The organism is Streptomyces sp. CNP082 (assembly GCF_059570535.1).
Genome location: NZ_JCANSZ010000008.1, coordinates 41548 through 64360, shown reverse-complemented (window position 1 = coordinate 64360; position 22813 = coordinate 41548). Strand labels below are relative to the sequence as shown.

17 protein-coding genes are annotated in these 22813 nt (G+C 74.3%); 7 read left to right on the top strand and 10 right to left on the bottom strand.

Features of this window, described 5'->3' with window-relative positions; translation table 11 throughout:
• The first annotated feature begins 143 nt into the window (after positions 1-143).
• The 5 genes from B124_RS09805 (at position 144) to B124_RS09785 (ending at position 4175) form a co-directional block, all read left to right on the top strand.
• A complete protein-coding gene (locus B124_RS09805; protein ID WP_496502332.1) occupies positions 144-848 on the top strand; it encodes an MBL fold metallo-hydrolase in 705 nt (234 codons plus the stop codon).
• A 25-nt stretch (positions 849-873) separates the two neighbouring features.
• A complete protein-coding gene (locus B124_RS09800; protein WP_496502331.1) occupies positions 874-1701 on the top strand; it encodes a DUF3097 domain-containing protein in 828 nt (275 codons plus the stop codon).
• 505 nt (positions 1702-2206) lie between these two features.
• A complete protein-coding gene (locus B124_RS09795; protein WP_496502330.1) occupies positions 2207-3439 on the top strand; it encodes a helix-turn-helix domain-containing protein in 1233 nt (410 codons plus the stop codon).
• A 122-nt stretch (positions 3440-3561) separates the two neighbouring features.
• Complete coding sequence (locus tag B124_RS09790; protein WP_496502329.1) at positions 3562-3981, top strand: recombinase family protein; 420 nt, start codon at positions 3562-3564, stop codon at positions 3979-3981.
• A complete protein-coding gene (locus tag B124_RS09785; protein ID WP_496502328.1) occupies positions 3978-4175 on the top strand; it encodes a hypothetical protein in 198 nt (65 codons plus the stop codon). The genes B124_RS09790 and B124_RS09785 overlap by 4 nt, the downstream gene beginning before the upstream one ends.
• A 356-nt stretch (positions 4176-4531) precedes the next feature.
• On the opposite strand, the gene hemW is transcribed toward B124_RS09785, so the two are convergent.
• The 4 genes from hemW to lepA all read right to left on the bottom strand — a co-directional run bounded on the left by hemW (position 4532) and on the right by lepA (position 12843).
• On the bottom strand, positions 4532-5770 hold the full coding sequence (hemW, locus tag B124_RS09780) for a radical SAM family heme chaperone HemW (protein ID WP_496502327.1): 1239 nt from the start codon (positions 5768-5770) through the stop codon (positions 4532-4534).
• Between the two features lie 150 nt (positions 5771-5920).
• A complete protein-coding gene (locus tag B124_RS09775) occupies positions 5921-8302 on the bottom strand; it encodes a SpoIIE family protein phosphatase (protein WP_496502326.1) in 2382 nt (793 codons plus the stop codon).
• Positions 8303-8896: 594 nt separating this feature from the next.
• Complete coding sequence (locus B124_RS09770; RefSeq protein ID WP_496502325.1) at positions 8897-10789, bottom strand: AMP-dependent synthetase/ligase; 1893 nt, start codon at positions 10787-10789, stop codon at positions 8897-8899.
• Positions 10790-10974: 185 nt separating this feature from the next.
• A complete protein-coding gene (lepA, locus tag B124_RS09765) occupies positions 10975-12843 on the bottom strand; it encodes a translation elongation factor 4 (protein WP_496502324.1) in 1869 nt (622 codons plus the stop codon).
• Positions 12844-13032: 189 nt separating this feature from the next.
• Here lepA and rpsT point away from each other — a divergent pair, with 189 nt between their 5' ends.
• Positions 13033-13299, top strand: coding sequence for a 30S ribosomal protein S20 (gene rpsT / locus B124_RS09760; protein ID WP_496502323.1), 267 nt, complete (start codon positions 13033-13035; stop codon positions 13297-13299).
• A 177-nt stretch (positions 13300-13476) separates the two neighbouring features.
• Here the strand turns inward: rpsT and B124_RS09755 are convergent, their stop codons facing one another.
• Together B124_RS09755 and holA are read right to left on the bottom strand one after the other, a co-directional pair.
• Positions 13477-15267 carry a trypsin-like peptidase domain-containing protein gene (locus B124_RS09755; protein WP_496502322.1) on the bottom strand — a complete coding sequence of 597 codons (1791 nt, stop codon included), beginning with the start codon at positions 15265-15267 and terminating at the stop codon, positions 13477-13479.
• Positions 15268-15305: 38 nt separating this feature from the next.
• Entirely contained in the window at positions 15306-16322 is a 1017-nt protein-coding gene (holA, locus tag B124_RS09750) for a DNA polymerase III subunit delta (protein WP_496502321.1), read from the bottom strand.
• A gap of 59 nt (positions 16323-16381) precedes the next feature.
• On the opposite strand from holA, the gene B124_RS09745 reads away from it, so the two are divergent.
• Positions 16382-16669, top strand: a complete 288-nt coding sequence (locus B124_RS09745) for a hypothetical protein (RefSeq protein WP_496502320.1) — start codon at positions 16382-16384, stop codon at positions 16667-16669.
• Positions 16670-16700: 31 nt separating this feature from the next.
• Here the strand turns inward: B124_RS09745 and B124_RS09740 are convergent, their stop codons facing one another.
• The 4 genes from B124_RS09740 to B124_RS09725 form a co-directional block, all read right to left on the bottom strand.
• Positions 16701-17585 carry a YceI family protein gene (locus B124_RS09740; RefSeq protein WP_496502319.1) on the bottom strand — a complete coding sequence of 295 codons (885 nt, stop codon included), beginning with the start codon at positions 17583-17585 and terminating at the stop codon, positions 16701-16703.
• 207 nt (positions 17586-17792) lie between these two features.
• Positions 17793-18587 carry a hypothetical protein gene (locus B124_RS09735; protein ID WP_496502318.1) on the bottom strand — a complete coding sequence of 265 codons (795 nt, stop codon included), beginning with the start codon at positions 18585-18587 and terminating at the stop codon, positions 17793-17795.
• Between the two features lie 188 nt (positions 18588-18775).
• The gene (locus B124_RS09730; RefSeq protein ID WP_496502455.1) at positions 18776-21370 is read right to left on the bottom strand and encodes a ComEC/Rec2 family competence protein; all 2595 of its coding nucleotides are present in this window, start codon (positions 21368-21370) and stop codon (positions 18776-18778) included.
• Positions 21371-21584: 214 nt separating this feature from the next.
• On the bottom strand, positions 21585-22628 hold the full coding sequence (locus tag B124_RS09725) for a helix-hairpin-helix domain-containing protein (RefSeq protein ID WP_496502317.1): 1044 nt from the start codon (positions 22626-22628) through the stop codon (positions 21585-21587).
• Between the last annotated feature and the right edge of the window lie 185 nt (positions 22629-22813).

Sequence of the window (22813 nt, the reverse complement as noted above, 5' to 3'; positions counted from 1 at the left end):
GCTGCCCACCTCCGCACTCATCGGTCCCGTCCGGTCGTTCTGCCGCTGGCACTCGACGGCGGGGAGTGCCAGGGTTCCGGGCCAGTGTACGGCCGGGTACGGCAGCTCAGGCAAGGCGACCGGTCACGGTATAGCGTCGGGGCATGAGTGGCGGTTGGGAAGAGCTCGCGCCGGACGTCGTACGGCGCCGCCTGCCCCGCTGGGACGCGACCGCGGGGGCGGTGGGCGGCGCGGAAGGCGTGCTGCTCGTGGACACGGGCGCCTCGCTCAGGGAGGGCGCGGAGCTGCGGCAGGCCGTACGGGACCGCTTCGGCCGCCCCGTGACCCGTATCGCGCTCACGCATCCGCACTTCGACCACGTGCTCGGCACCGCCGCCTTCGCCGGCGCCGAGGTCTACGGCCCCGCGGGCATGGCGGCGCTGCTCCGCGGGCCGGGCCGGGACGAGCTGCGCGCGGACGCTGTACGCCACGGCCTGGACCGGGACGCGGCGGCGGAGGCCGCCGACGTGCTGGTCGCCCCGCGGCACGCGGTGTCCGGCACGTACCCGCTGGACCTCGGGGGCGGCCGGGAGGTGCTGCTCGCCGAGCTGGGCGCGGCGCACTCGTCGCACGACATGGCGGTGTACGTCCCGGGCCGGCCGGCCGTCGTGTTCTGCGGCGACCTGGTGGAGGAGTCGGGCCCCCCGCAGGCGGGCCGGGACGCGGACCCGGCGCGGTGGCCCGCGGCGCTGGACCGGCTGCTGGCGCTGGGCGGGGACGAGGCGGTGTACGTCCCGGGGCACGGCGCGGCGGTCGGCGCGGACTTCGTCCGGGCCCAACGCGACGAGCTGGCGCGGGGCTTGCCGTAGCACCTTCTTGTCGTAGTCTCGCCCCGTGCGCCGCTACGACACCGACCTCACGCCCCCCTGGAAGAAGCCGCAGCAGCCCGCCCCCGAGGTGCCGGCCGACCCGGACCTCGTGGTGGAGGAGGTGACCACGGGATTCTGCGGCGCGGTCATCCGCACGGAGAAGACCGCCGAGGGCCGGACGGTGACCCTGGAGGACCGCTTCGGCAAGCACCGGGTCTTCCCGCTCACCCCCCGCGGCTTCATGATCGACGGCAAGCCGGTCACCCTCGTACCCCCCGGCCGCACCCCCCGCCCGTCGGGCCCCCTGCTCTCCGCCTCCGGCTCGATCGCCGTCCGCGACCACACCCCGCGAGTGGCCCGCGCCGGCCGCATCTATGTCGAGGGCCGCCACGACGCGGAGCTGGTGGAGCGTGTCTGGGGCCACGACCTGCGGGTCGAGGGCGTGGTGGTGGAGTACCTGGAGGGCGTGGACGACCTCCCGTCGGTCGTCGCCTCCTTCGCCCCGGGCCCGGACGCCCGCCTGGGGGTGCTGGTGGACCACCTGGTGCCGGGCACGAAGGAGTGGCGCATCGCGGAGAGCGTGACCAGCGCCCACGCGCTGGTGGTGGGCCACCCGTACGTGGACGTCTGGGAGGCGGTCAAGCCCTCGTCGGTGGGCATCGCGGCGTGGCCGAAGGTCCCGAGGGGCGAGGACTGGAAGACGGGCGTCTGCCACGCACTGGGCTGGCCCAGGGACACGGGCGCGGCGTGGCGCCGCATCCTGGGTTCGGTACGGACGTACCGGGACCTGGAGCCGGCGCTGCTGGGGCGGGTGGAGGAGCTGATCGACTTCGTGACGGCCCCGGGGACGTGAGGGGACGGGGCGGGGTCCGGGCGGGGTCCGGACCGGGGGTCCCAGGCGGGGTCCGGGGCGCAGCCCCGCCGGGGGTCCGGGGCGCAGCCCCGAGCGGGTCCGGGGCGCAGCCCCGCGGGGTCCGGGGCGCAGCCCCGCCGGGGGTCTCGGGGGCGGAGCCCCCGAGTTTCGGGAAGGGGCGGGGACGGGGAACACCCCTTCACTCCGCGACCCGCCCCCGTAGCACCAGCGCCGAACGCGCGTACCGCCGCAACCCCCGCCCCCCGCCACACCCCCCGGCACGCACCGCGGGGAAATCGGGCCGTAACTCGCAGTAACACCCCCCTGATTCGGCCCAAACCGACCCCCGAAAGCCGACTTTCGCCCCGCGGCATGCAGCCCGCCGCCCCCGGGCCCGCAACTCGTGGCAACGCGTCAGCAGCAAGGCGTCAGCGATCTGATCCGAAGAAATCCCCGCCCTATGCTGGCGAGTGGAGGGCACACCACGTCGAACGGGGGTTGCCTCATGGGCGACGACAGCTCAACCGGAGCCCGGCTGCGCGGCTTTCGCCGCCGCCGCGGCTGGACGCAGGAACAGCTCGCCGAGGCCGCCGGGTTGAGCCCAGGCGTGGTCAAGAAGATCGAGCGCGGCGGGACCGCACGCGTGGAGACCTACCACGCCCTTGCCCGCGCGCTGAGGGTCAAGACCTCCGCGTTGTTCGAGCCAGCCGGGCCGCGGCAGAACCCGCACGCGGACGACGCCAACCTGGACCTGCTCCCCCTGCGGCGCGCGATCTCCCCGCCGGTGACCCTCTCGGGTCGCCCCCGGCTCGACGCCGCCACCGAGGAACCCGACCTCAAGCGGCTACGGGCAACCGCCACCGCCGTCGCGCTGGCCTACCACCGCGACCACTACCCGCGTGTCGCGGAGTTGCTGCCAGAGCTGATCCGCTCCGCCCACACGGCCGTCGGCCACTTCGGCAGCGGCGCCGAACGGGACGCGGCCCTGGCCCTGCGCTCCGAGGCCCTGCAACTCGCCGGCCGCTACCTGACCCAGGTCCGCGCCTACGACCTGGCGCACATGGCACTGCGCGACGCCGTGCGCGACGCGGCCCGGATCGGCGACCGGCTCAACGCCGCGTCCGCCGTCATCGGCCAGGCGTGGATCCTGCTGCGGCAGGCCCGCTTCGACGAGGCCGAACGGCTCGCAGCGGACACCGCCGACGAGGTGGAGCCGCGGATCTCCCGGGCCTCCCGCGAGCAGTTGGCTGCGTGGGGATGGCTGCTGCTGCGCGCCAGCGCCGCCGCGGCCCGGAACAACCGCCCCGACGAGGCGAAGGAACTCGTGCAGCTCGCCCGCACGGCCGGCGCCGCACTCGGCGCGGAGGTCACGGAGCACCTGCGAGGCTGGGGTACGTTCGGGCCGCTGACCGTCGACCTCAAGGCGATCGAGAACGAACTGATCGCCGAACGACCCGACCGCGTACTGGAGATGGCCGGCCACCTGCCCCGCGGGGTGGGCAAGGCGACGTCGGACAACTGGAACCGGCACCGCCTCGACGTCGCGCGTGCGCACGCGATGCTGCGGCACGGCAACGAGGCCACCGACGTGCTGATCGCGCTACGGCGGGACGCTCCCGAGTGGTTGCGTCACCAGCGGCTCGCCGCGATCACGTTCGAGGACGTACTGAAGACCCGCAAGCGCAGCCTCACGGGGCCCCAGCGGCAGATGGCGGAGTTCCTGGCCGTGGACGGCTGACGGACACGGTGCGTGCCCCCTCGGACAGGCGCACAGCAATCTGCCACGTTCCGTGCCTGTAGGTACACACTCGGCGCCCCTACGGTCGGTGACGACCTGATCACCGACGACAGGCGAGCGTGATGGAGACTCCCGACACCCACCCGCACCGGCCCACGCTGGCGTTCATCTACGACCGGCACGCCACACTGACGACCGCCGCGCTGGACGAGCGCATAGCGCGATGTCGCCGGTATGCCGTCGAACAGGGCTGGGTGGTCGCCGGAGAGTGGGTGGACCGCGGGGATCAGGCGCTACGTGCCTGGCAGCGGGCGCAGTGGGAGATGCTCACCTACGCCATGCGTCAGGCCGCCGCACCCGCCGTGTGCCTGGTGAACACCTGGGACCGCATCAGCTGGGACCGAGCCGACAGCGCGATCCTGCGCCTCGCGGTCCACCAGGCGGGCGGTCACTGCGTCACCGCCGCGGGAGAGAACGACCTCGAACTGGGCCACGGGCGAATCACCGTCAGCGCCCCGCTGTCACCGAAGGGACGACCGTGACCACTCCCCCGCGCCGTACCTCCACGGCCGGCCCGATCCACCTGTCCGACGTGTTCCCGCCCGCGGACGCCGCTCCGGCCCCGGGCTGCGGCAGGTGCGCCGAACTGGCGGCGGACCGGGCCGCGGCCCGCGGGAAGGGCGACTGGTCGGCGGTGAGCGACGCCAACGTCCTCATCCGCCGCCATCCCCACTGAACCCCGCCTCCCGGCCGCCGGGGCAGACCGCGGCCGAGAGGCGGACCCGGGGCGGGCGACGGTACTCACTCCCGCCCCGGGGCGGGGGCGTACGCGTGCGGGATCGGCGGAGGAATCCGGTCGTAACTCGCGGTAACAGCCCTTGATTCGGCCCGTATCCGCCCTCGCCGGCCGACTTTCGCCCGTCCGCACGCACCCACCTGCGGACCGGACCGCAACCCCACGCCCGGCCCGGCTCCGGCCTCGGTGAAACCCGCGTTGTCAGCGGAGGCGCATACCCTTGGGCGGGTGTGCGGGGATCACGGGGATCACGCGAGATCGTGCGTTCTGTGCACTGTGGGGCGCCGGGCGGACCCTCAGTCCACCAGGTCCCGGACCACCCCGTCCGCCAGCAGCCGCCCCCGCAGCGTCAGCACCAGCCGCCCCTCCTCGTAAGGACCGCGCTCCAAGAGGCCGTCCCCCACCGCCCGCGACGCCGCCGACGCCCCCGCCGGCCGCAGCAGCGACAGCGGGCATCCCGCCGACAGCCGCAGCTCCAGCAGGATCCGCTCCACCCTGCGGTCCTCCTCCGTCAGCACCTCCCGGCCCGCCGCCGGCGACCGTCCCGCCGCCAGCGCGGACGCGTACGGCGCCGGGTGCTTGACGTTCCACCACCGCACCCCGCCCACGTGGCTGTGCGCCCCCGGCCCCGCGCCCCACCAGTCCGCACCGGTCCAGTACAGCTCGTTGTGCCGGCACCGTGCCCCCGTGCCGTCCCCCGCGCCGCCCTCCGCAGCCGCCCAGTTCGACACCTCATACCAGGTCATCCCCGCCGCCGACAGCTCCTCTTCGGCGATCAGGTACCTGTCCGCGTGCACGTCGTCGTCCGTCGGCGGCACCTCGCCCCGCCGGATCCGCCGCGCCAGTTGCGTGCCCTCCTCGACGATCAGCGCGTACGCCGAGACGTGGTCCGGCCCCGCGCCCAGCGCCGCCGCCAGCGACGCCCGCCAGTCGTCGTCCGTCTCCCCCGGCGTGCCGTAGATCAGGTCCAGGTTCACGTGCGCGAACCCCGCCGCCCGCGCCTCCGCCACGCACGCCTCCGGCCGCCCCGGGGTGTGCGTGCGGTCCAGCACCCGCAGCACGTGCTCCCGCGCGCTCTGCATGCCGAACGAGATCCGGTTGAACCCGGCCTCCCGCAGCGCCGCCAGATACTCCGGATCCACCGACTCCGGATTGGCCTCCGTAGTCACCTCCGCGTCCGCCGCGAGGCCGAACTCCGAGCGGATCGCCGCCAGCATCCGCCCCAGGTCCGCCGCCGGCAGCAGCGTGGGCGTACCGCCGCCGAAGAACACCGTCTCGACCTCGCGCGGATCGTCGCCGAGCACCTTGCGGGCGAGGCGGACCTCCTCGGCGAAGGTGGCGGCGTAGTCGTCCCGGGAGGTGCCGCGCAGCTCGGCGGCGGTGTAGGTGTTGAAGTCGCAGTAGCCGCAGCGGGTGGCGCAGTACGGGACGTGGGCGTAGAAGCCCAGCGGGCGGTCGGCGGCCCCGGCGAGCGCCTCGGCCGGCAGGCTCCCGTCCACGGGCGCGGGCTCGCCATCGGGCAGTACGGAGGGCATGCCCCCATTGTCACCCGTCCGCCGGAAAGCCCCGCCGACTCGCTGACTCGCTGACTCGCTGCCCCGCAGACCCCTGGCCCCCGGCCCCGGGCTCCAGCCATGACGGTCTCCAGCCACGGCACGGCCCCGCCCTCAGCCCCGGACCCGGTGTCAGTACCCGCCCGGCTCCGTCCCCCGCGCCTGCAGCACCATCATCGCCAGGTCGTCCCGCGGCGGCACCGGCGCGAAGTCGTGCACCGCCGTCCTGATCCGCTCCGCCACCGCCGCCGCGCCCAGTCCCCTGCAGCACGACAGGGCCTCCGCCAGCCCGTCCCCGTCGTCGAACAGCCGGTCCCCGTACCGCCGCTCCGTCACCCCGTCCGTCACGCACAGCAGCGTGTCGCCGGGCTCCAGGTCGAACGACTGGCTGTAGTACTCCGCGTCGTCCAGCACTCCCAGCAGTAACTGCGCGTCCGCCGCCGCCCGCACCCCGCCGTCGCTGCGCAGCAGCAGCGGCAGCGGGTGGCCCGCGCTGGCCACGGTGCACCGGACGCCGCCGCCGTCCTGTTCGTACGGTACGAGCTCCCCGTACAGCAGCGACAGGAACCGTGCCTGCTCCGGCGGCAGCCCGAAGGCCGTCGCCGCCTCCACCGCCTCGAAGGCGTGCTCCACGAGCGTGCGGTTCAGGCCCGCGAGGACGTCGGCGACGCCGTAGCCCTCGCGCGCCAGCAGCCGCAGCACGGGGCGGGCGAGGCCGGTGACGACCGCCGCCTCGGGGCCCTGGCCGCAGACGTCGCCGAGCGCGAAGCACCAGCGGTCGCTGCCGCTGGGGAAGAGGTCGTAGAAGTCGCCGCCCGCGGCGGCGCCCTCGGCCGGCTCGTAGACGACGGCCGTGTCCATGGCCGGCATCTCCGCGATGCCGCTGGGCAGCAGGCCGCGCTGGAGGACCTCGCTGATGGTCACCTGCCGGGTGTACTGGCGGGCCGCGGAGACGGCGTGCGCCACGCGGCGGGCGAAGTCCGTGACGACGGCGACGACGTCGCCACTGATCCGGGCGACGCCGGCGCGGCCGAGGAGCAGCGTGCCGACGCGCCGGCCGCCGGCGACCAGCGGGCAGGCCAGGGCGGGGCCGCCGAGCCCGTAGCCGGGGTCGCCGGGGCCGCGGGCGACGGCGCCGGTCCCGCCGGGCCAGGACACCGGCACGGGGCGGGCGTCGGACGGCGGCAGCGGGCACTGCTCCAGGGCGTGGCGGAGCGGGGAGATCCGCTCCTCGGCGGCGTGCCAGACCTGGGCGAGGCGCGGCTGGGTGCCGTCGGCGCCTTCGAGCCAGACGGCGCTCCAGTCGGCGAGCCGGGGCACGAGGAGCTGGGTGGCCAGCGAGGCGACCATGTCCTCGTCGAACTGCCCGGCGAGCATGTCGGAGGTCTCGGCGAGGAACGAGAAGGCCCCGACGCCGGCCCAGGGGCCGCCGCCGCGCAGGTCGGGGTCGGTGGCGCTGCGCGGGGTGTGCGCGGTGGCCTGGCTGGGCAGGCGGAGCGCGGCGGTGTGGGCGACGTGCAGGTCGGCGGGGTCGTCGTCGGCGAGGTCGTGGGCGCCGCGCGCGGTCTCGCCGCCGGAGCCGTCCGCGTGGTGCGGTACGCCCCGGCCGTGGGCCTCGCCGCCCCCGTCCCCGGGTACGCCGCGGGTGCCCGCCTCGCCGGTCTCCCGGCCGGGTTCCCCGGCGGCGGCCGAGTCGGCGGCGGCTCGTTCGTCGCCGGCCGAGTCGCCGGCCGGCCCGTCCGCGACGTCACGCAGCGGGCCCATCCGGAACCAGACCGTCTTCTCGCTGCGCCGGTGCTCGACGCCCCAGGCGTCGGCGAGGGCGGCGACGAGCTGCAGTCCGTAGCCGTACGACTCCTCCGGCGCCGGCAGCGGCATCACCCGGGCCGCGTGCCCGTCCGTGACCTCCACCAGCAGCGTCGGCTCCGCGGCCGGCCCGCCGCCGGCCGCGCCGTCCCGCGCCAGACCGGCGGCGGTCGCATCCTCGGCGACCAGCCGGCAGCGCACCCGTACATCGGTGCCGGCGTGCACCACGGCGTTCGTGACCAGCTCGCTGGTCAGCAGCTCGGCGTCGTCGACCTCGGGCCCGGCGCGGCCGGCCAGCAGCTCGTGTACGAACCGGCGGGCCGCCGCGGCGGCGGGCATCCCGGCGGCGAGCGTCAGGGCGACGTCGGTCACGCCCTGCGCGCCGCCGGCGGCGTCCTCGGCCGCACCTTCCCCGGCCGCACCGTCCGCGGAGTCCTCCGCAGAGCTCTCAGCAGGGCCGTCCGCGGTCTCGCCGTCGCCGTCTCCGCCGCTCCCCCGGGCGGCCGTACGGTACGGCCCGGGCGCGGCGCCGCCGTCGTGGGCCTCTACGCCGTGCGCCGGCGGCACGTCCTCCGCACCACCCGCAGCACCCGTACCGTCCGCACCGCCCATACCGTCCGCGTCGTCGGCACCTTCCGCGCCGTCGCCGCCGTCTCCGCTCTCCCTGCCGTCCGGCTCCGCGGGCTCTCTTCGCACAACCGACACCACGGTGGCTCGACGTGCGGCCTGCACTGCGAAGGTCGTCCCCACTGTCCTCTCCCGGCCCAATCCCGGCATACGGGCGTTCCCCACGTAGCCAGAGTGACAGACTGAGCTCGCCCAGATGCACCATGTGACACAACTGGTGACCGGATATGGCCCATCCGCACCCCGCCGCACCGCCCGTATCACCCCTCCTGCCACTCCCGCCCGGCGCTTCACGCCGACTGCGGGCGGCGCGGGGCCGGGTCCGGCGCAGCGGCGAAGCCACAGTTCACCGCGGTGGGCACACGCGCGTACGGGACCGGGGCACCCGCCGGTACGGCCCGGGCCCCGCCCCGGTGCGGGGCCGCGACCGCCGTCAACGAGATCGCGCGGCACACCCGCACGAGGGGCGTGACCAGCACCCCCCGCGCCGCCCGCACACCCCAGAACACCCTTCCCGTATCCCACGGGCGCCCGTGGACAACACCCCGTGGATGGCCGCAGACGCCCGTGGACGACGACAGACACACGCCCGCGCACCGGCCGCAAGCGGCCACGGAGGTACGGGACTTCCGGCCCCGCTTCCGGACCCCCGTACGCCGTCGGAGCAGCCGCGGCTCAGGCTTCCCTGGCGCCCGCGTACATGTCGTCGATCAGGTCCTTGTACTCCCGCTCCACCACCGGCCGCTTCAGCTTCAGGCTCGGCGTCAGCTCCCCGTGCGCGACGTCGAGGTCCCGCGGCAGGATCCGGAACTTCTTGATCGTCTGCCAGCGCTGCAGCCGCTCGTTGAGCTGCCTGACGTACCCCTCGACCATGTCCCGCACCTCCGCCGAGGCGACCAGCTCCGCGTACGGCCGGCCCTCCAGTCCGTTCTCCTTCGCCCAGCCGGCGAGCGCGGCCTCGTCGAGGGAGATCAGCGCGGTGCAGAAGTTGCGGTCGGCGCCGATGACCAGGATCGAGCCGACGTACGGGCAGACGGCCTTGAACTGGCCCTCGGCCTCGCTGGGCGCGATGTACTTGCCGCCGGAGGTCTTGATCAGGTCCTTCTTGCGGTCGGTGATGCGCAGGAAGCCGTCGTCGGACAGCTCGCCGATGTCGCCGGTGTGGAACCAGCCGTCCGTCTCCAGCACCTCGGCGGTCGTGTCGGCCAAGCCGTGGTAGCCCTGCATGACGCCGGGACCGCGCAGCAGGATCTCGCCGTCGTCGGCGATCCGCACCTCGGTGCCCGCGAACGCCTTGCCGACGGTCCCCGTGCGGTACGTGTCGTCGCGGTTGACGAAGGCGGGGCCGGCCGTCTCGGTGAGCCCGTAGCCCTCGAGGACCGGGATGCCGGCGCCATCGAAGAAGTACCCGATCTCCGGGGCCAGCCCGGCGGCGCCGGAGACCATGCCCTTCATCCGGCCGCCGAAGGCGTCCCGGAACTTGCCGTAGACCAGTTTGTCGGCGAGGGCGTGCTTGGCGGTCAGGCCGACGGGCGCGGTGCGCTTGCCGGTGCGGCGGTGGTTGTCCTGGGTGACGCGCGCGTACTCGCGGGCGACCTCGGCGGCCCACACGAAGATCTTGTACTTGGCGCCGCCGCCGGCCTTCGCCTTGGCGACCACGCCGTTGTAGACCTTCTCGTAGGTCCGCGGTACGCCGCACATCTTCGTGGGCCGGACGGCCGGGAGGTTTTCGATGATCTTGTCGATCCGGCCGTCCACGGCCATCACGTGCCCCACCTTGACCTGGCCGGAGAGCAGCGCCTTGCCGAAGACGTGCGCCAGCGGCAGCCACAGGTACTGCACGTCGTCGGCCTCGACGAGCTTGACGTCCTCGATGGCGTAGCCGATGTACGACCAGGTGTCCTGCGACAGCCGCACGCCCTTGGGCCGGCCCGTGGTGCCGGAGGTGTAGATGAGGGTAGCCAGCTGCTCGGGGCGCAGCGCCGCGATCCGCTCGCGTACGGCGTCGGGCTGCTTCTCCAGGCGGTCGGCTCCGCGGCGCTCCAGCTCGGCGAGGGAGAGTACCCAGCCGTCCGGGTCGCCCTCGGCGGCGACCGCGTCCTCGGCGGCGACCACCACGACGTGCTCCAGGTCGGGCAGTTCGGCCCGCTGCTCGCGCACCTTGGCGAGCTGGGCGGCGTCCTCGGCGACGAGCACGCGGCTGCCGGAGTCGGCGAGGATGAAGGCCGTCTCCTCGGCGTTGGTGTTGGGGTAGACGGTGGTGTTGGCGCCCCCGGCGCAGAGGATGCCGAAGTCGGCGAGGATCCACTCCAGCCGGGTGCTGCAGGCGACCGCGACCCGCTCCTCGGGCTGCAGGCCGAGGTCGAGCAGCCCGGCGGCGATGGCGAAGACCCGCTCGGCGGACTGCGCCCAGGTCAGCGACCGCCACTCGTCCCGCTCCCCGCCCGCGGCGGGGACGGGGTACTGGAACGCCTCCCGGTCGGGGGTGGACTCGACGCGGTCCAGGAAGAGCGCGGCGACGGACGGCGGGCGGCTGTCCAGCTTCGTCTGGGTTTCGGTCTCGGTCACTGCATCCTCCGGCCCTGCTCTTCGCTGGTAACTGGCGAGTAACCAGCAGATTAGAGGGTGACCGCGGGCGGCGTAAGGGTTTGCAAGGCGTCGGATAGGTCTCGAAGCCGGGCCGGCGGGTGCCCCGCGCCGGCCCGGTCCCTACGGCTCCGCCTGCGGTCCGCCGCCGCGGGCGCCCGCGGCGGCTACTTCTTCGCCTTGCCGTCGCTCTCATCCGAGGACAGCACGGCGATGAACGCCTCCTGCGGCACCTCCACGCTGCCGACCATCTTCATCCGCTTCTTGCCTTCCTTCTGCTTCTCCAGCAGCTTCCGCTTGCGGGAGATGTCACCGCCGTAGCACTTGGCGAGGACGTCCTTGCGGATGGCGCGGATGGTCTCGCGGGCGATGACGCGCGAGCCGATCGCCGCCTGTACGGGCACCTCGAACGCCTGCCGCGGGATCAGCTCCTTGAGCTTGGCGACGAGCCGCACACCGTAGGCGTACGCCTTGTCCTTGTGCGTGATCGCGGAGAACGCGTCGACCTTGTCGCCGTGCAGCAGGATGTCGACCTTGACGAGCTGGCTGGACTGCTCGCCGGTGGGCTCGTAGTCGAGGGAGGCGTAGCCGCGGGTCTTGGACTTGAGCTGGTCGAAGAAGTCGAAGACGACCTCGGCGAGCGGCAGCGTGTAGCGGATCTCGACGCGCTCCTCGGAGAGGTAGTCCATGCCGAGCAGCGTGCCGCGGCGGTTCTGGCACAGCTCCATGACCGAGCCGATGTACTCGCTGGGGGTGAGGACCGTCGCCCGTACGACCGGCTCGTAGACCTCCTCGATCTTGCCGACCGGGAACTCGCTGGGGTTGGTGACGACGTGCTCGGTGCGGTCCTCCTCCACGACGCGGTAGATCACGTTGGGCGCGGTGGCGATCAGGTCGAGGTTGAACTCGCGCTCCAGCCGCTCCCGGATCACCTCCAGGTGCAGCAGGCCGAGGAAGCCGACGCGGAAGCCGAAGCCGAGCGCCGCCGAGGTCTCCGGCTCGTAGACCAGCGCGGCGTCGTTGAGCTGGAGCTTGTCCAGCGCGTCGCGCAGCTCGGGATAGTCGGAGCCGTCGACCGGGTAGAGCCCGGAGAACACCATGGGCTTGGGGTCCTTGTAGCCGCCGAGCGGCTCGGTGGCGCCCTTGCTGAGCAGGGTGACGGTGTCGCCGACCTTGGACTGGCGGACGTCCTTGACGCCCGTGATCAGATAGCCCACCTCGCCGACGGACAGCCCGTCGGCCGGGGTCATCTCGGGCGAGTTCGTGCCGATCTCCAGCAGCTCGTGCTGGGCGCCCGTGGACATCATCCTGATCCGCTCGCGCTTGCCGAGCGTGCCGTCGACGACCTTCACGTACGTCACGACGCCGCGGTACGAGTCGTAGACCGAGTCGAAGATCATCGCGCGCGCGGGCGCGTCCCTGACCCCCACCGGCGCCGGCACCTGCCGGACCACCTCGTCCAGCAGCTCCTCGACGCCCTCCCCGGTCTTCGCCGAGACCCGCAGCACGTCGGCGGGGTCGCAGCCGATGAGCCCGGCCAGCTCGGCGGCGAACTTCTCCGGCTGCGCGGCGGGCAGGTCGATCTTGTTCAGCACCGGGATGATCGTGAGGTCGTTCTCCATCGCGAGATAGAGGTTCGCCAGGGTCTGCGCCTCGATGCCCTGGGCGGCGTCCACCAGCAGGATGCAGCCCTCGCAGGCGGCGAGGGAGCGGGAGACCTCGTACGTGAAGTCGACGTGCCCGGGGGTGTCGATCATGTTGAGGATGTGCGCCTCGCCGCTGCTCCCGCCCGCCGAGGGGGACCACGGCATGCGTACGGCCTGGGACTTGATCGTGATGCCGCGCTCGCGCTCGATGTCCATACGGTCGAGGTACTGCTCGCGCATCTGGCGCTTGTCGACGACTCCGGTGATCTGGAGCATCCGGTCGGCCAGCGTCGACTTGCCGTGGTCGATGTGCGCGATGATGCAGAAATTGCGGATCAGCGCGGGCTCGGTACGGCTGGGCTGCGGCACGGTGGTTTCGGTCGCGGGCACCTAGGGGTCCTGTCGGGAGAAAGGGCGTGTCTGCACTCGTCGCCCCCATGGTCCCATGCGCGGGAGGCCGGGGACGGTTTGGGCGGCTGTCGCGGCTGCTGGTAGCCTGAGCCACTGTGCCTGGACCCGGTGAGGTCCGGCAGAGCAGGTCCACAGGACATTTTCCGAACATCTTCAAGAGGCAGCTACGTGGCGAACATCAAGTCCCAGATCAAGCGGATCAAGACCAACGAGAAGGCCCGGCTGCGCAACAAGGCCGTGAAGTCCGAGCTGCGCACCGCGATCCGCCGTACCCGCGAGGCCGTCGAGGCCGGGGACGCCGAGAAGGCCGTGGAGGCGCAGCGCGCCGCGGCCCGCAAGCTGGACAAGGCGGTCAGCAAGGGCGTCATCCACAAGAACCAGGCGGCCAACAAGAAGGCCGCGCTCGCCAAGCGCGTCCAGGCCCTCCAGGGCTGACCTGACAGCAGCACCGAGAAGACTGCGCGCCGCTGCGGTGAGCGCCGGTCCTCTTCCCGTGATACCGGCCGGGCCCTCTACCCCGGCTCGCGGACAGACTTCGTAGTACGCCACGCTACGTGGATGCCCCCGGACCCACTCCGGGGGCATCGCTGTGTCCGGGGCCGCCCGCGGGGCCTACAGTCCCGCCTTCGACTCCAGGTAGCGCTGCAGCGCCCCCGTTGCGGCCGTCTGCGCCGCGTCGCCCACCCTGCGGAGAAAGGCCAGCAGCCGCGACCGGGCGTCCCTGCGCTCCTCGGCGGGCGCGTCCGGGTCCTCGACCTCGTGTACGTCCGATTCGAGGGCCGCCGCGCCCGCGCCGCCGAAGCGGGCGATCAGGTCCAGCAGATCCTTCGCCGGGGTGCCGAGATGGGCCGTACCGGCGACGTTCTGCAGCACGGTGCTCTCCCAGGCGTGTATGAACTGCGGGTTCACATTGATCGTGTACGCCGCTCCCGGCCGGTCGGGAAGCCGGATCGCCGCCGCAGGCGCCGCCTGGGGGACCAACTGGTCCACCGACGCCTCCGCAGCCGGTCCGGTACCCGGCTCGGTGCTCGACCCGGTGCCGTCGGTCAACTCGCTCTCCAGCCGGTGCCGCAGCCGCAGCAGCCGGGACTCACGCTCCTGCCGCATGTCCAGCTCCAGCCGCCGTCCCTCCTTCGCATACCGGCTCACCATCTCCGCCGCCGCCGGACCGTCAAGACCCATCGCGCGTATCTGCGCCTCGGCAACGGGCGCGTCGTCGACGCACTGGGCGAGGAAACGGGAGAAGTCGTCGAACTCGTCGGCCAGGCCGGCGCGGCCGGACAGCTCGGCCCCGCCGAAGAACTTGTAGACCTGGCCGGCCGCGGTGGCGTAGCCGTCCTGCCGGATCCCGCGGCGGCCGGTGGCGACGAGCCACTGCCGGAAGAGCGAGATCAGCCGGTCGGCCTCGGCCGCGTAGAGCCGTCCGTGGGGGATGTAGACGCGGAACAGGAGATGGGGGTCCTCGGGGGTGGTGGTCCCGGTGGTACTGCCGTCCGCGGCCGGGCTCGCGGCGTACGTATCCGCCCAGAGCTGTAGCGCGGCGGACAGGTCCGCGTAATCCCGGCCCTTCGTCCGGTGGACGTCCTGGGCAAGTTCCCTGACGAAGGCCCCGACAGGCGACGGGTCCCCCTGCGCCGACGACGCGACGATCGACTGCCACATGTCCGGCCAGAGCCGGTACTGTGGCACAGGCCGCAACATCCCCCGGCGCGCCCACGCCTCGGTAATGATGTCCGTCAGCAGGTCCGGATCGATGTCGACGCGGTCCAGGAGAGCGCGCAGATCCCGCTTCGCCTCCGTGCTGAAGCCGGGGGTTGGCAACCGCTCCGCCAGCTCCGGCACGTACCGCGCCATCACTTCCACCGGCATCATCCGTGTCGTATCCCCCCAGTCCGCCCGGACGGAACTCACCAGCATGCCGACGACCTCCCCGGAATCCGGCACGTGGACCGCCGCGCCCCCGAACCCCGCGAGATCCCTCCCTCCGTGGACGGCGTTGAGCTGGATCCACCCGGCCCCCAAGGGCTCCGCGGCAGCGATCTCAAAGGCTGCGTATGCGCCGTCGTCATAGCCGCTGGGGAAGCCTTGCACCGATACGCGCTGACCGGACCGCGGACGCCAGGGAAAGGCAGGCAGCCGGACCGGTGCGGCCGCCACCCGGTGCCGCAGGTGCAGCAGCGCGATGTCGACGAGCCCCTGCCCGCAGGGGACGACATCGACGGCGGTGGGCTCCGTCTGCACCATCGAGACCCGCGTGTTGGCGCTGTCGACACTCACAACCCGTGTGCCGCTTACCACGTACGCACACGTCACCACGAGATCCGCGGTCACCAGCCACCCGCCGCCGGCCGGCGTCCCGTCCACCGTGATCCGCACCCAGGACTGGCCTAACTCCTCCGCCACGTTCGCCTCCTCCACCCGCAACCCGATCGTCGCATGGTCTACGGGCGGGGGCGGGCGGCGGTGGCGATGGCGACCACCGCTTTTTCCAGGGCGTAGGCCGGGTCGTCCGAGCCGCCCTTGACGTCCGCGTCCGCCCGGGCCACCGCGCGCAGGGCCGTGGCCACGCCGTCCGCGGTCCAGCCGCGCATCTGCTGGCGGACCCGGTCGATCTTCCAGGGGGGCATGCCCAGCTCGCGCGCCAGGTCCGCGGGGCGCATGCCGCGGGGGGCCGAGGCCAGCCGGCCGATGGAGCGGACGCCCTGGGCGAGTGCGCTGGTGAGCAGGACGGGGGCGACGCCCGTGCCCAGCGCCCAGCGCAGGGCCTCCAGGGCCTCGGCCGTACGGCCCTCGACGGCCCGGTCGGCCACCTCGAAGCCGGAGGTCTCGGCGCGGCCGGTGTAGTAGCGCGCGACGACGGCGTCGTCGATCGTGCCGGCCACGTCGGCAGCGAGCTGCGCGCTGGCGCTGGCCATCTCCCGCAGGTCGGAGCCGATGGCGTCGACCAGCGCCTGGCAGGCGGACGGCGTCGCGGTGCGGCCCGCGGCCCGGAACTCGGCCTTCACGAACGCCAGCCGGTCCGCGGCGCGGGTCACCTTCGCGCAGTCGACCTCGCGGGCGCCGGCCTTGCGCGCCGCGTCCAGCAGGCCCTTGCCCTTGGCGCCGCCGGCGTGCGCCAGCACCAGCGTGATCTCCTCGGCGGGGGCGGCCACATACGCCTTGACGTCCTTCACCGCGTCGGCGGCGAGGTCCTGCGCGCCGCGGACGACCACGACCTTGCGCTCGGCGAAGAGCGACGGGCTGGTCAGCTCGGCGAGCGTGCCGGGCTGGAGGGCGTCGTGGGCCAGCTCGCGCACGTCGGTGTCGGGGTCGGCGGCGCGGGCGGCGGCCACGACCTCCTGCACCGCGCGGTCGACCAGCAGGTCCTCCTGGCCCACGGCGAGCGTGACGGGGGTGAGCGGGTCGCCGCCGCCGCTCGCGGCCCTGCTGGTCCTGGGGTTCCGGGTCGTCGCTGCCATCGCCGTACAGCATCCCACGCCGGTACGACATCGCCGCCGGCCACGGGCACAATGGCGGCGTGAGCGACCTGACCTTCGTACTCGTGCTGCCCGACCGCGACGCCGCCCGGGAGGTGGCCGAGCAGGCCGCGGAGCGCTTCGGCCTGGCCGGGGAACCGCAGGTGATCCGCGACGCCCTGGCCGGCGAGGACGACGCGGAGGACGCGCAGTGGCTCGTCGTCGTCGAGGACGCGCCGGAGGCGCTGGCGGCGGGTCTTGAGGAGCTGGCCGAGTCGTACGAGGGCTGGCTGGAGGGCTCCGCGGACGTACCCGATGGGCCGGAGGGCCCGGAGGTACCGGAGGGTTAGCCCCGGCCCCGCGGCACGCCCGGGGCCCGGGTCAGCTTGCGGCGACCACCTGGATGTCCAGTTCGATCTGGATGCTGGAGCCCACGACGGCGATGCCGCGGGCGAGCATGTGCTGCCAGTTGAGCGTGAAGTCCTCGCGGTGCAGCTCGGCGGTGGCCCGGCAGGCGGCGCGCAGTTCGCCCTCCATGCCGTAGCCGGTGCCGAGGTAGCGGGTGTCCAGGGTGACGGTGCGGTTGACGCCGTGGATGGACAGCGCGCCGGTGACGCCCCAGCGGGCGCCGCCGCGGTGGAGGAAGCGGTCGCTGGCGAACTCGATCGCGGGGTGGCGCTGGACGTCGAGGAAGTCCGGGGAGCGCAGGTGGTCGTCGCGCATCTTGATGTTGGTGTCGATGCTGGCGGCGTCGATGGCGACGCGCATCATCGAGTCCTCCATGCGCTCACCGATGCGCAGGGCGCCCCTGAAGGCGTTGAACCGGCCGCGGACGCGCGCCATGCCGATGTGCTGCGCGACGAACGCGATGGTGGTGTGCGCCGGGTCGATCTCCCAGTCGCCGGGCGGGGGGAGTTGCGGCAGCGGGGAGGAGCTGAGCGCGACGTCGCCGAGGGCGTGGTGGGCGCCTTCGGCGACCTCGACCTCGCCGCGGTACGGGCTGAAGCCCTCGGCGTTGACGGAGAGCCGGTAGCTGCCGGCCGGGACCGAGACGACGAAGGTGCCGAACGGGTCGCTCTCGCCGCTGACGACCCTGCGCCCGGCGGCGTCGGTGAGCACGGTCTCCGCCCGCGGCAGCGGCTGGCCGACCGGGTCGAGCACCCGGCAACTGAGCACCCCCGCGTGCGCGGGGACCTGCAGGCCGACCACTCCGGCGCCGCGCCGGGCTGCCGTGGCCGAGGATCTGCGTCGTAGGCGACCGATCATGGAGCATCCACCCCCGTGGAATTTCAGTGACTCGGACACTCATTCGAGCACTGGTGTGGCTTTCGATGCAAACCGGAGGTTCGTTGCCGGGTTGTGGCGGCTGGTACGGGGTTGGGCCAAGTGCCGGAGTTCAGCGGTACGTTCGCTCAGCCTCCGGCATGTGGGAGCGGGGGCGGGATGCCGGATGATCGGAAGGAAACGACCTGGCTAGTCGCCGTACGGGGTGCCGAGCGGCGCGGCGCCGGCCGCCTCGGCCGTGGCCGGGTCCACGGTGTCGACGGTGACGAGTTCCTCGCGTCCTGAACCGCCGGAGATGTCGAGAGTGAGGACGGGCCCGACGCCGGGTGCGTACAGCTTGTGTTCGAGCACACGCGGTTCGAGGGCGTTGGTGTCCTTGGTGAGCAGAGCATTTCTGTAGTGCCCGGCAGGAACTTCAACCTGCTCGCCGGTGCTCAGCACCTCGCCGTTGTCCTCGGCTTCGCCCTTGAAATACTCCTGGCGGTATCGCTGGCCGTCAGCCGGACTACCGGCGACGATGACCCCGGGCAGGGCGCCGTCGACACCGGCCTCCCACGATCCGGCGGTGGCGGAGAGCCTTCCCTTGCTGAATTCCGCGGTCTTCTCACCCAGGTACCAGATGTTTCCCTGGGAGTCCTGGGCGTACCAGTCGATGGTGTCCTCGATCAATTCGCCGTTCTCGGTCACAGTGTCGCGTACGACGCGGGCGGTAATCCCGTTGGCGATCTTCTTCTTCTGGTTGGCGACCGTCACAACGACCTTGAGCACGTTGCCTTCTTCGTCCACCTCGCGGTAATTCCAGCGCCTGCCAGGCTTCATCGGCCAGTACTTGTTGTCGATGTCGACGGTGAACTCTCCCGGGGCCGCGGTGAAGGGGTCGTCGCCCTGCGGGAGGTCGGGTGCGTCGGAACTGTCCCCGCAACCGACCAGGGGGAGAAGCGCGCCCGCGACGCAGAGGGCGGCTAGATGGGGGTGGGCCTTCATGGCGCTGCTACTCCCTGACCTTGTCGCTGCTGCTTTCAGATGAGACGGCAGTCACAGATATGCGCTCACCGGAATCTAGCACTTCCGAGGGGCCATACCGCCACGTACGGCGCCGTCATCCGTGAAGTGAATTCTGCCGGGTACGGACGGAGTCGAGATCTTCCGGGATTTCCCGCTGTTTGATGCCGCTACCGCTTTCCGCCGAGGGTGGCGGAGGGGGTGCGGTCTTCGCCGTCGTCTCCCCGCGCGGTGAGGGCGATGGGGCCGTGCTCGTCGGTGCGCAGCACCGCGGCGCCCTGGGCGCGCAGGGCGGCGACGGTACGGGGCGAGGGGTGGCCGTACGGATTGCCGGCGCCCGCGCTGACGAGGGCGAAGCGGGGTGCGAGACGCCGCAGCAACGCGTGGTCCTGGTAGGCGGAGCCGTGGTGCGGGACCTTCAGGACGTCGACGCGGGGCAGCCGGGGGACGGCGGTGTACAGCGCGCGCTGGGCGGGCGGCTCCAGATCCCCGGGCAAGAGCACGGTGAGGCCCGCGGTGCGTACGAGGAGGGTGACGCTGGCGTCGTTCGGCTCGGCCGGGGGCGGTGCGCCCGCCGCCGGCCACACCACCTGCCAGGACAGCCCGCCCACCCGGCGCCGCTCCCCCGGCCGGGCGCGGATCACCGGCACCCCCGCGGCGGCGGCCGTACGGCGCACGGCGGCCGCCTGGCCCGGCGGCTCGTCGAGGCCGCCGACCTGGATGGCGCCCACGGCCCGGCCGCGCAGGACACCGGCCAGGCCCGCGACGTGATCGTCGTGGAAGTGGGTGAGGACGAGCAGGGGGACGCGGCGGACGCCGAGGGTGCGCAGGCAGCGGTCGACGAGCGCGGGGTCGGGGCCGGTGTCGACGACGACCGCCTGCCCCTCGCCCGCGGCCAGCGCGAGCGCATCGCCCTGGCCGACGTCGCAGGCGACGAGGCGCCAGCCGGCGGGCGGCCAGCCGGTGAGGACCCGGGTGAGGGGGACGGGGCGGAGCACGGCGAGCAGGACCAGCAGGGCGCAGGCGGCGCAGAGCCACCGGCGGCGGGCCAGGCGCCGCAGGCCGAGCAGCAGCACCGGGGTCACGGCGGCCAGCGCCAGCCCGCCGTACCAACTGCCGGGCCAGCCGTACGTGGCGCCGGGCAGCGCCGCCCCGGTCCTGGCGACACCCGCGATCCACTCCGCCGCCCAGCCCGCGGGCGTCGCCAGCAACTCGGCGGCCGGCAGCGCGGGCAGGGCGACGGCGAGCGCCGCGAACCCCAGGACCGTGGCGGGCGCGACGGCGAACCCGGCGAGCAGGTTGCACGGGATCGCGACCAGGCTGACCCGCGCCGCGAGCACGGCGACGACGGGCGCGCACACCGCCTGCGCGGCACCGGCCGCGGCCAGCGCCTCGGCGAGCCGCGGCGGCACGCGGCGGGCGCGGAGCGCCGCGCTCCAGCGGGGCGCGAGGGTGAGCAGGGAGGCGGTGGCCAGCACGGAGAGGAGGAAGCCGTACTCCCGGGCGAGCCACGGGTCGTACAGGACGAGCAGCAGAACGGCGGCGGCGAGGGCGGGGAGCAGGGAGCGGCGCCGGCCGGTGCCGAGGGCGAGCAGGGTGATCAGGCCGCAGGCCGCGGCCCGCAGGACGCTCGGCTCTGGCCGGCAGACGACGACGAAGCCGAGGGTGAGGAGCCCGCCGAGGAGCGCGGTGGCGCGCAGCGGGATGCCGAGCCGCGCGGCGAGCCCGCGGCGCTCGGCGCGGGCGGCGAGGTGGGGCGGGCCGATGAGCAGGGCGAGGACGATCGTGAGGTTGGCTCCGCTGACGGCGAGCAGGTGCGTCAGATCGGTGGCGTGGAAGGCGTCCTCCAGTTCGGCGGGGATACGGGAGGTGTCGCCGACGACGAGCCCGGGCAGCAGCGCGCGGGCGTCGGCGGTCAGCCCGTCGGTCGCCTCGCGCAGCCCGCCCCGCAGGGCGCCGGCGGCGCGCTGCGGGGCGCTGGGCCCGCGCACGGCGACCGGCGGTCCGTCCCCGGCGACGCGCAGCACGGCGCCCACGGCCCGGCCGCCCTCGGAGTCCGGCGAGACCCGCGCCTCGACCCGCACCCGGGTCGAGGGCAGCAGCCCCAGCCACGCCCGCCGCGCCGCGGAGCCCCGGGGCTGCACGAGGACCAGCACGGGGGTGCGCACGCGGGTGGTCCTGGGGGTGCCCGCGGTGGCGGGCGGGGTGGGCGCCGGGCCGGCGGCCCCACGTGCGGGATCGACGAGGGGCACGGTGGCCGGGTGGTGAGGTGCGGTGGCGGGTTCGTGGGGTGCGGTGGCGGTGCCGGCTTGGGGTGGGGGCGACGTGTCGGCGGGACGGGTGGTGACGAGACGGGCTTCGGCTCTGACGAGTACGGCGGCGGGGGCGGCGGCCGGGCCGCGGACCTGCGGCCGGGTGAGACGGGGGTCTGCGGTCACCTCCACCTCGACGGTGGCCTGCCCGTACCGCTCGGCGACCGCGGGCAGCGGACCGCGGTGGAGGTCGGCGCCGTGCAGCACCGCAACCCCCGCTCCCGCGGCGCCGCACAGCAGGACGGCGGCCCCGGCCGCCAGCACCCGCGGCGCGGCTGCGGCCGGGCGGCCGGCGGTGCCGGCGCGGTGCCCGGGCTGCGGCCGGTGCCGTCCGCCGCGACGGTGGGCCACCGCGAGCAGCGCCAGCCCGGAGACCGTCGCCAGCACGCACGCCACCGGCACGGCGGCGCCCTCGCGGCCCAGGGCCAGGGCTGCCGCCGCCCAGGCGGCCAACGCCGGCGGCACCAGCCGCAGATCGGCCGGCCCTTCCCCCGCCGCGCCCGGCGCGCCCGCCGCACCGGTCGGGGCCGCCGCTCCGTCCCCCGTGCGCGCAGCCGGCAACAGCCCGCGGACGCCGTGGTGTTCCCGGGGTGACGGGGGTGACGGGGATGACTGGCGTGAAGAGGTCTGCCCGGGTGCCGCGGCGGTGGGCGTGGTGGGGGCCGGATCACGGCTGGACATGGGGGCGGAGGTCCGCGAAGCGGCTGTCGCCGATGCCGTTCACGTCGCGGAGTTGCTCGATGTCGGTGAAGCCGCCGTTCTGGTCGCGGTAGTCGATGATGTGCTGGGCCAGCACGGGGCCGATGCCCGGCAGTGCGTCGAGCTGTTCCGGTGTCGCGGAGTTGAGGCTCACCACCTCCGCGGGTCCGGCCGCCGGTGAGCTGCCTCCCCCGGCCGGTGGGCGCGCGCCGGGGGCCGGCGGCCCGGCGGGGGCGCCCGGCGCCGCCGGTGGCGGCGGCTCGCCGACGACGATCTGCTCGCCGTCGACCAGTGGCCGCGCCCGGTTGAGGCCGTCCGCCCCGGCGCCGGGGCGGACGCCGCCCGCGGCGCGTAAGGCGTCCTCGACCCGGGACCCGGCAGGCAGCCGGTGGACACCCGGCTCATGCACCTTGCCGACGACGTCCACCACCACATCCGCCGCTGCCTCCGCCCCGGGCTCCCGGGCGGCATCCGGCACGGCGGCCTCCGCGGCGGGCGGTGGCGCCGAGCCGCGGGCCTCCGGCGGCTGTACGGACTGGGGCCGGCCGGACCAGAAGTGGTACGCGGCCAGGGCGACCCCGGCGACGAGCACCAGCGCCAGGGCCGCGCACGTCGCGGGCTCCAGCCCGCACCGCAGCCGGATCCACACCGGCAGCCGCTCCCGCACCGCCGCCCCCCACCGCTCCCACCACCCCGCTTCCTCCCGGCCCGCCTCTCCCCGGCCCACCTCCTTCCGGCCCGCTTCCTCCAGGCCCGCCTCCCTCCGGCCCACGGCCGGTTGGCCGCCGCCTTCCCCCGCGCCCGGCCGGGCGGCGGGCCCGGAGTCCGGAACGACGGTGCGAGCGGCGGCGGGGAGGGCCGGCGCGGCGCCGGAAGCGGGGACGGGCTCGGGGACGGGCTCGGGGATGAACCCGGGAGCACGGGCGGTCACGGAGCCGGCGGCGGACGCGGGCACGCGCACGTCAGCAGGGCCCTCCACCGCGACACCACGGCCGCCCACGGCACGGCGCACGATCCGCCGCTCCGGCCCGCGGGGCTCCGCTCCCGCGGACCGTGCCGCTCTGCCCGCATCCGCCCGGCCCGCCTCCGACGGCAGAGCCCGCGCACCCGGCGCCGGGCCGGTGGGCATATCCACCGCGCCCCGCACCGCCTCAGCCCGTCCCCGCTCCACCGGCGCCGGCACCAACCGCTCCGCAC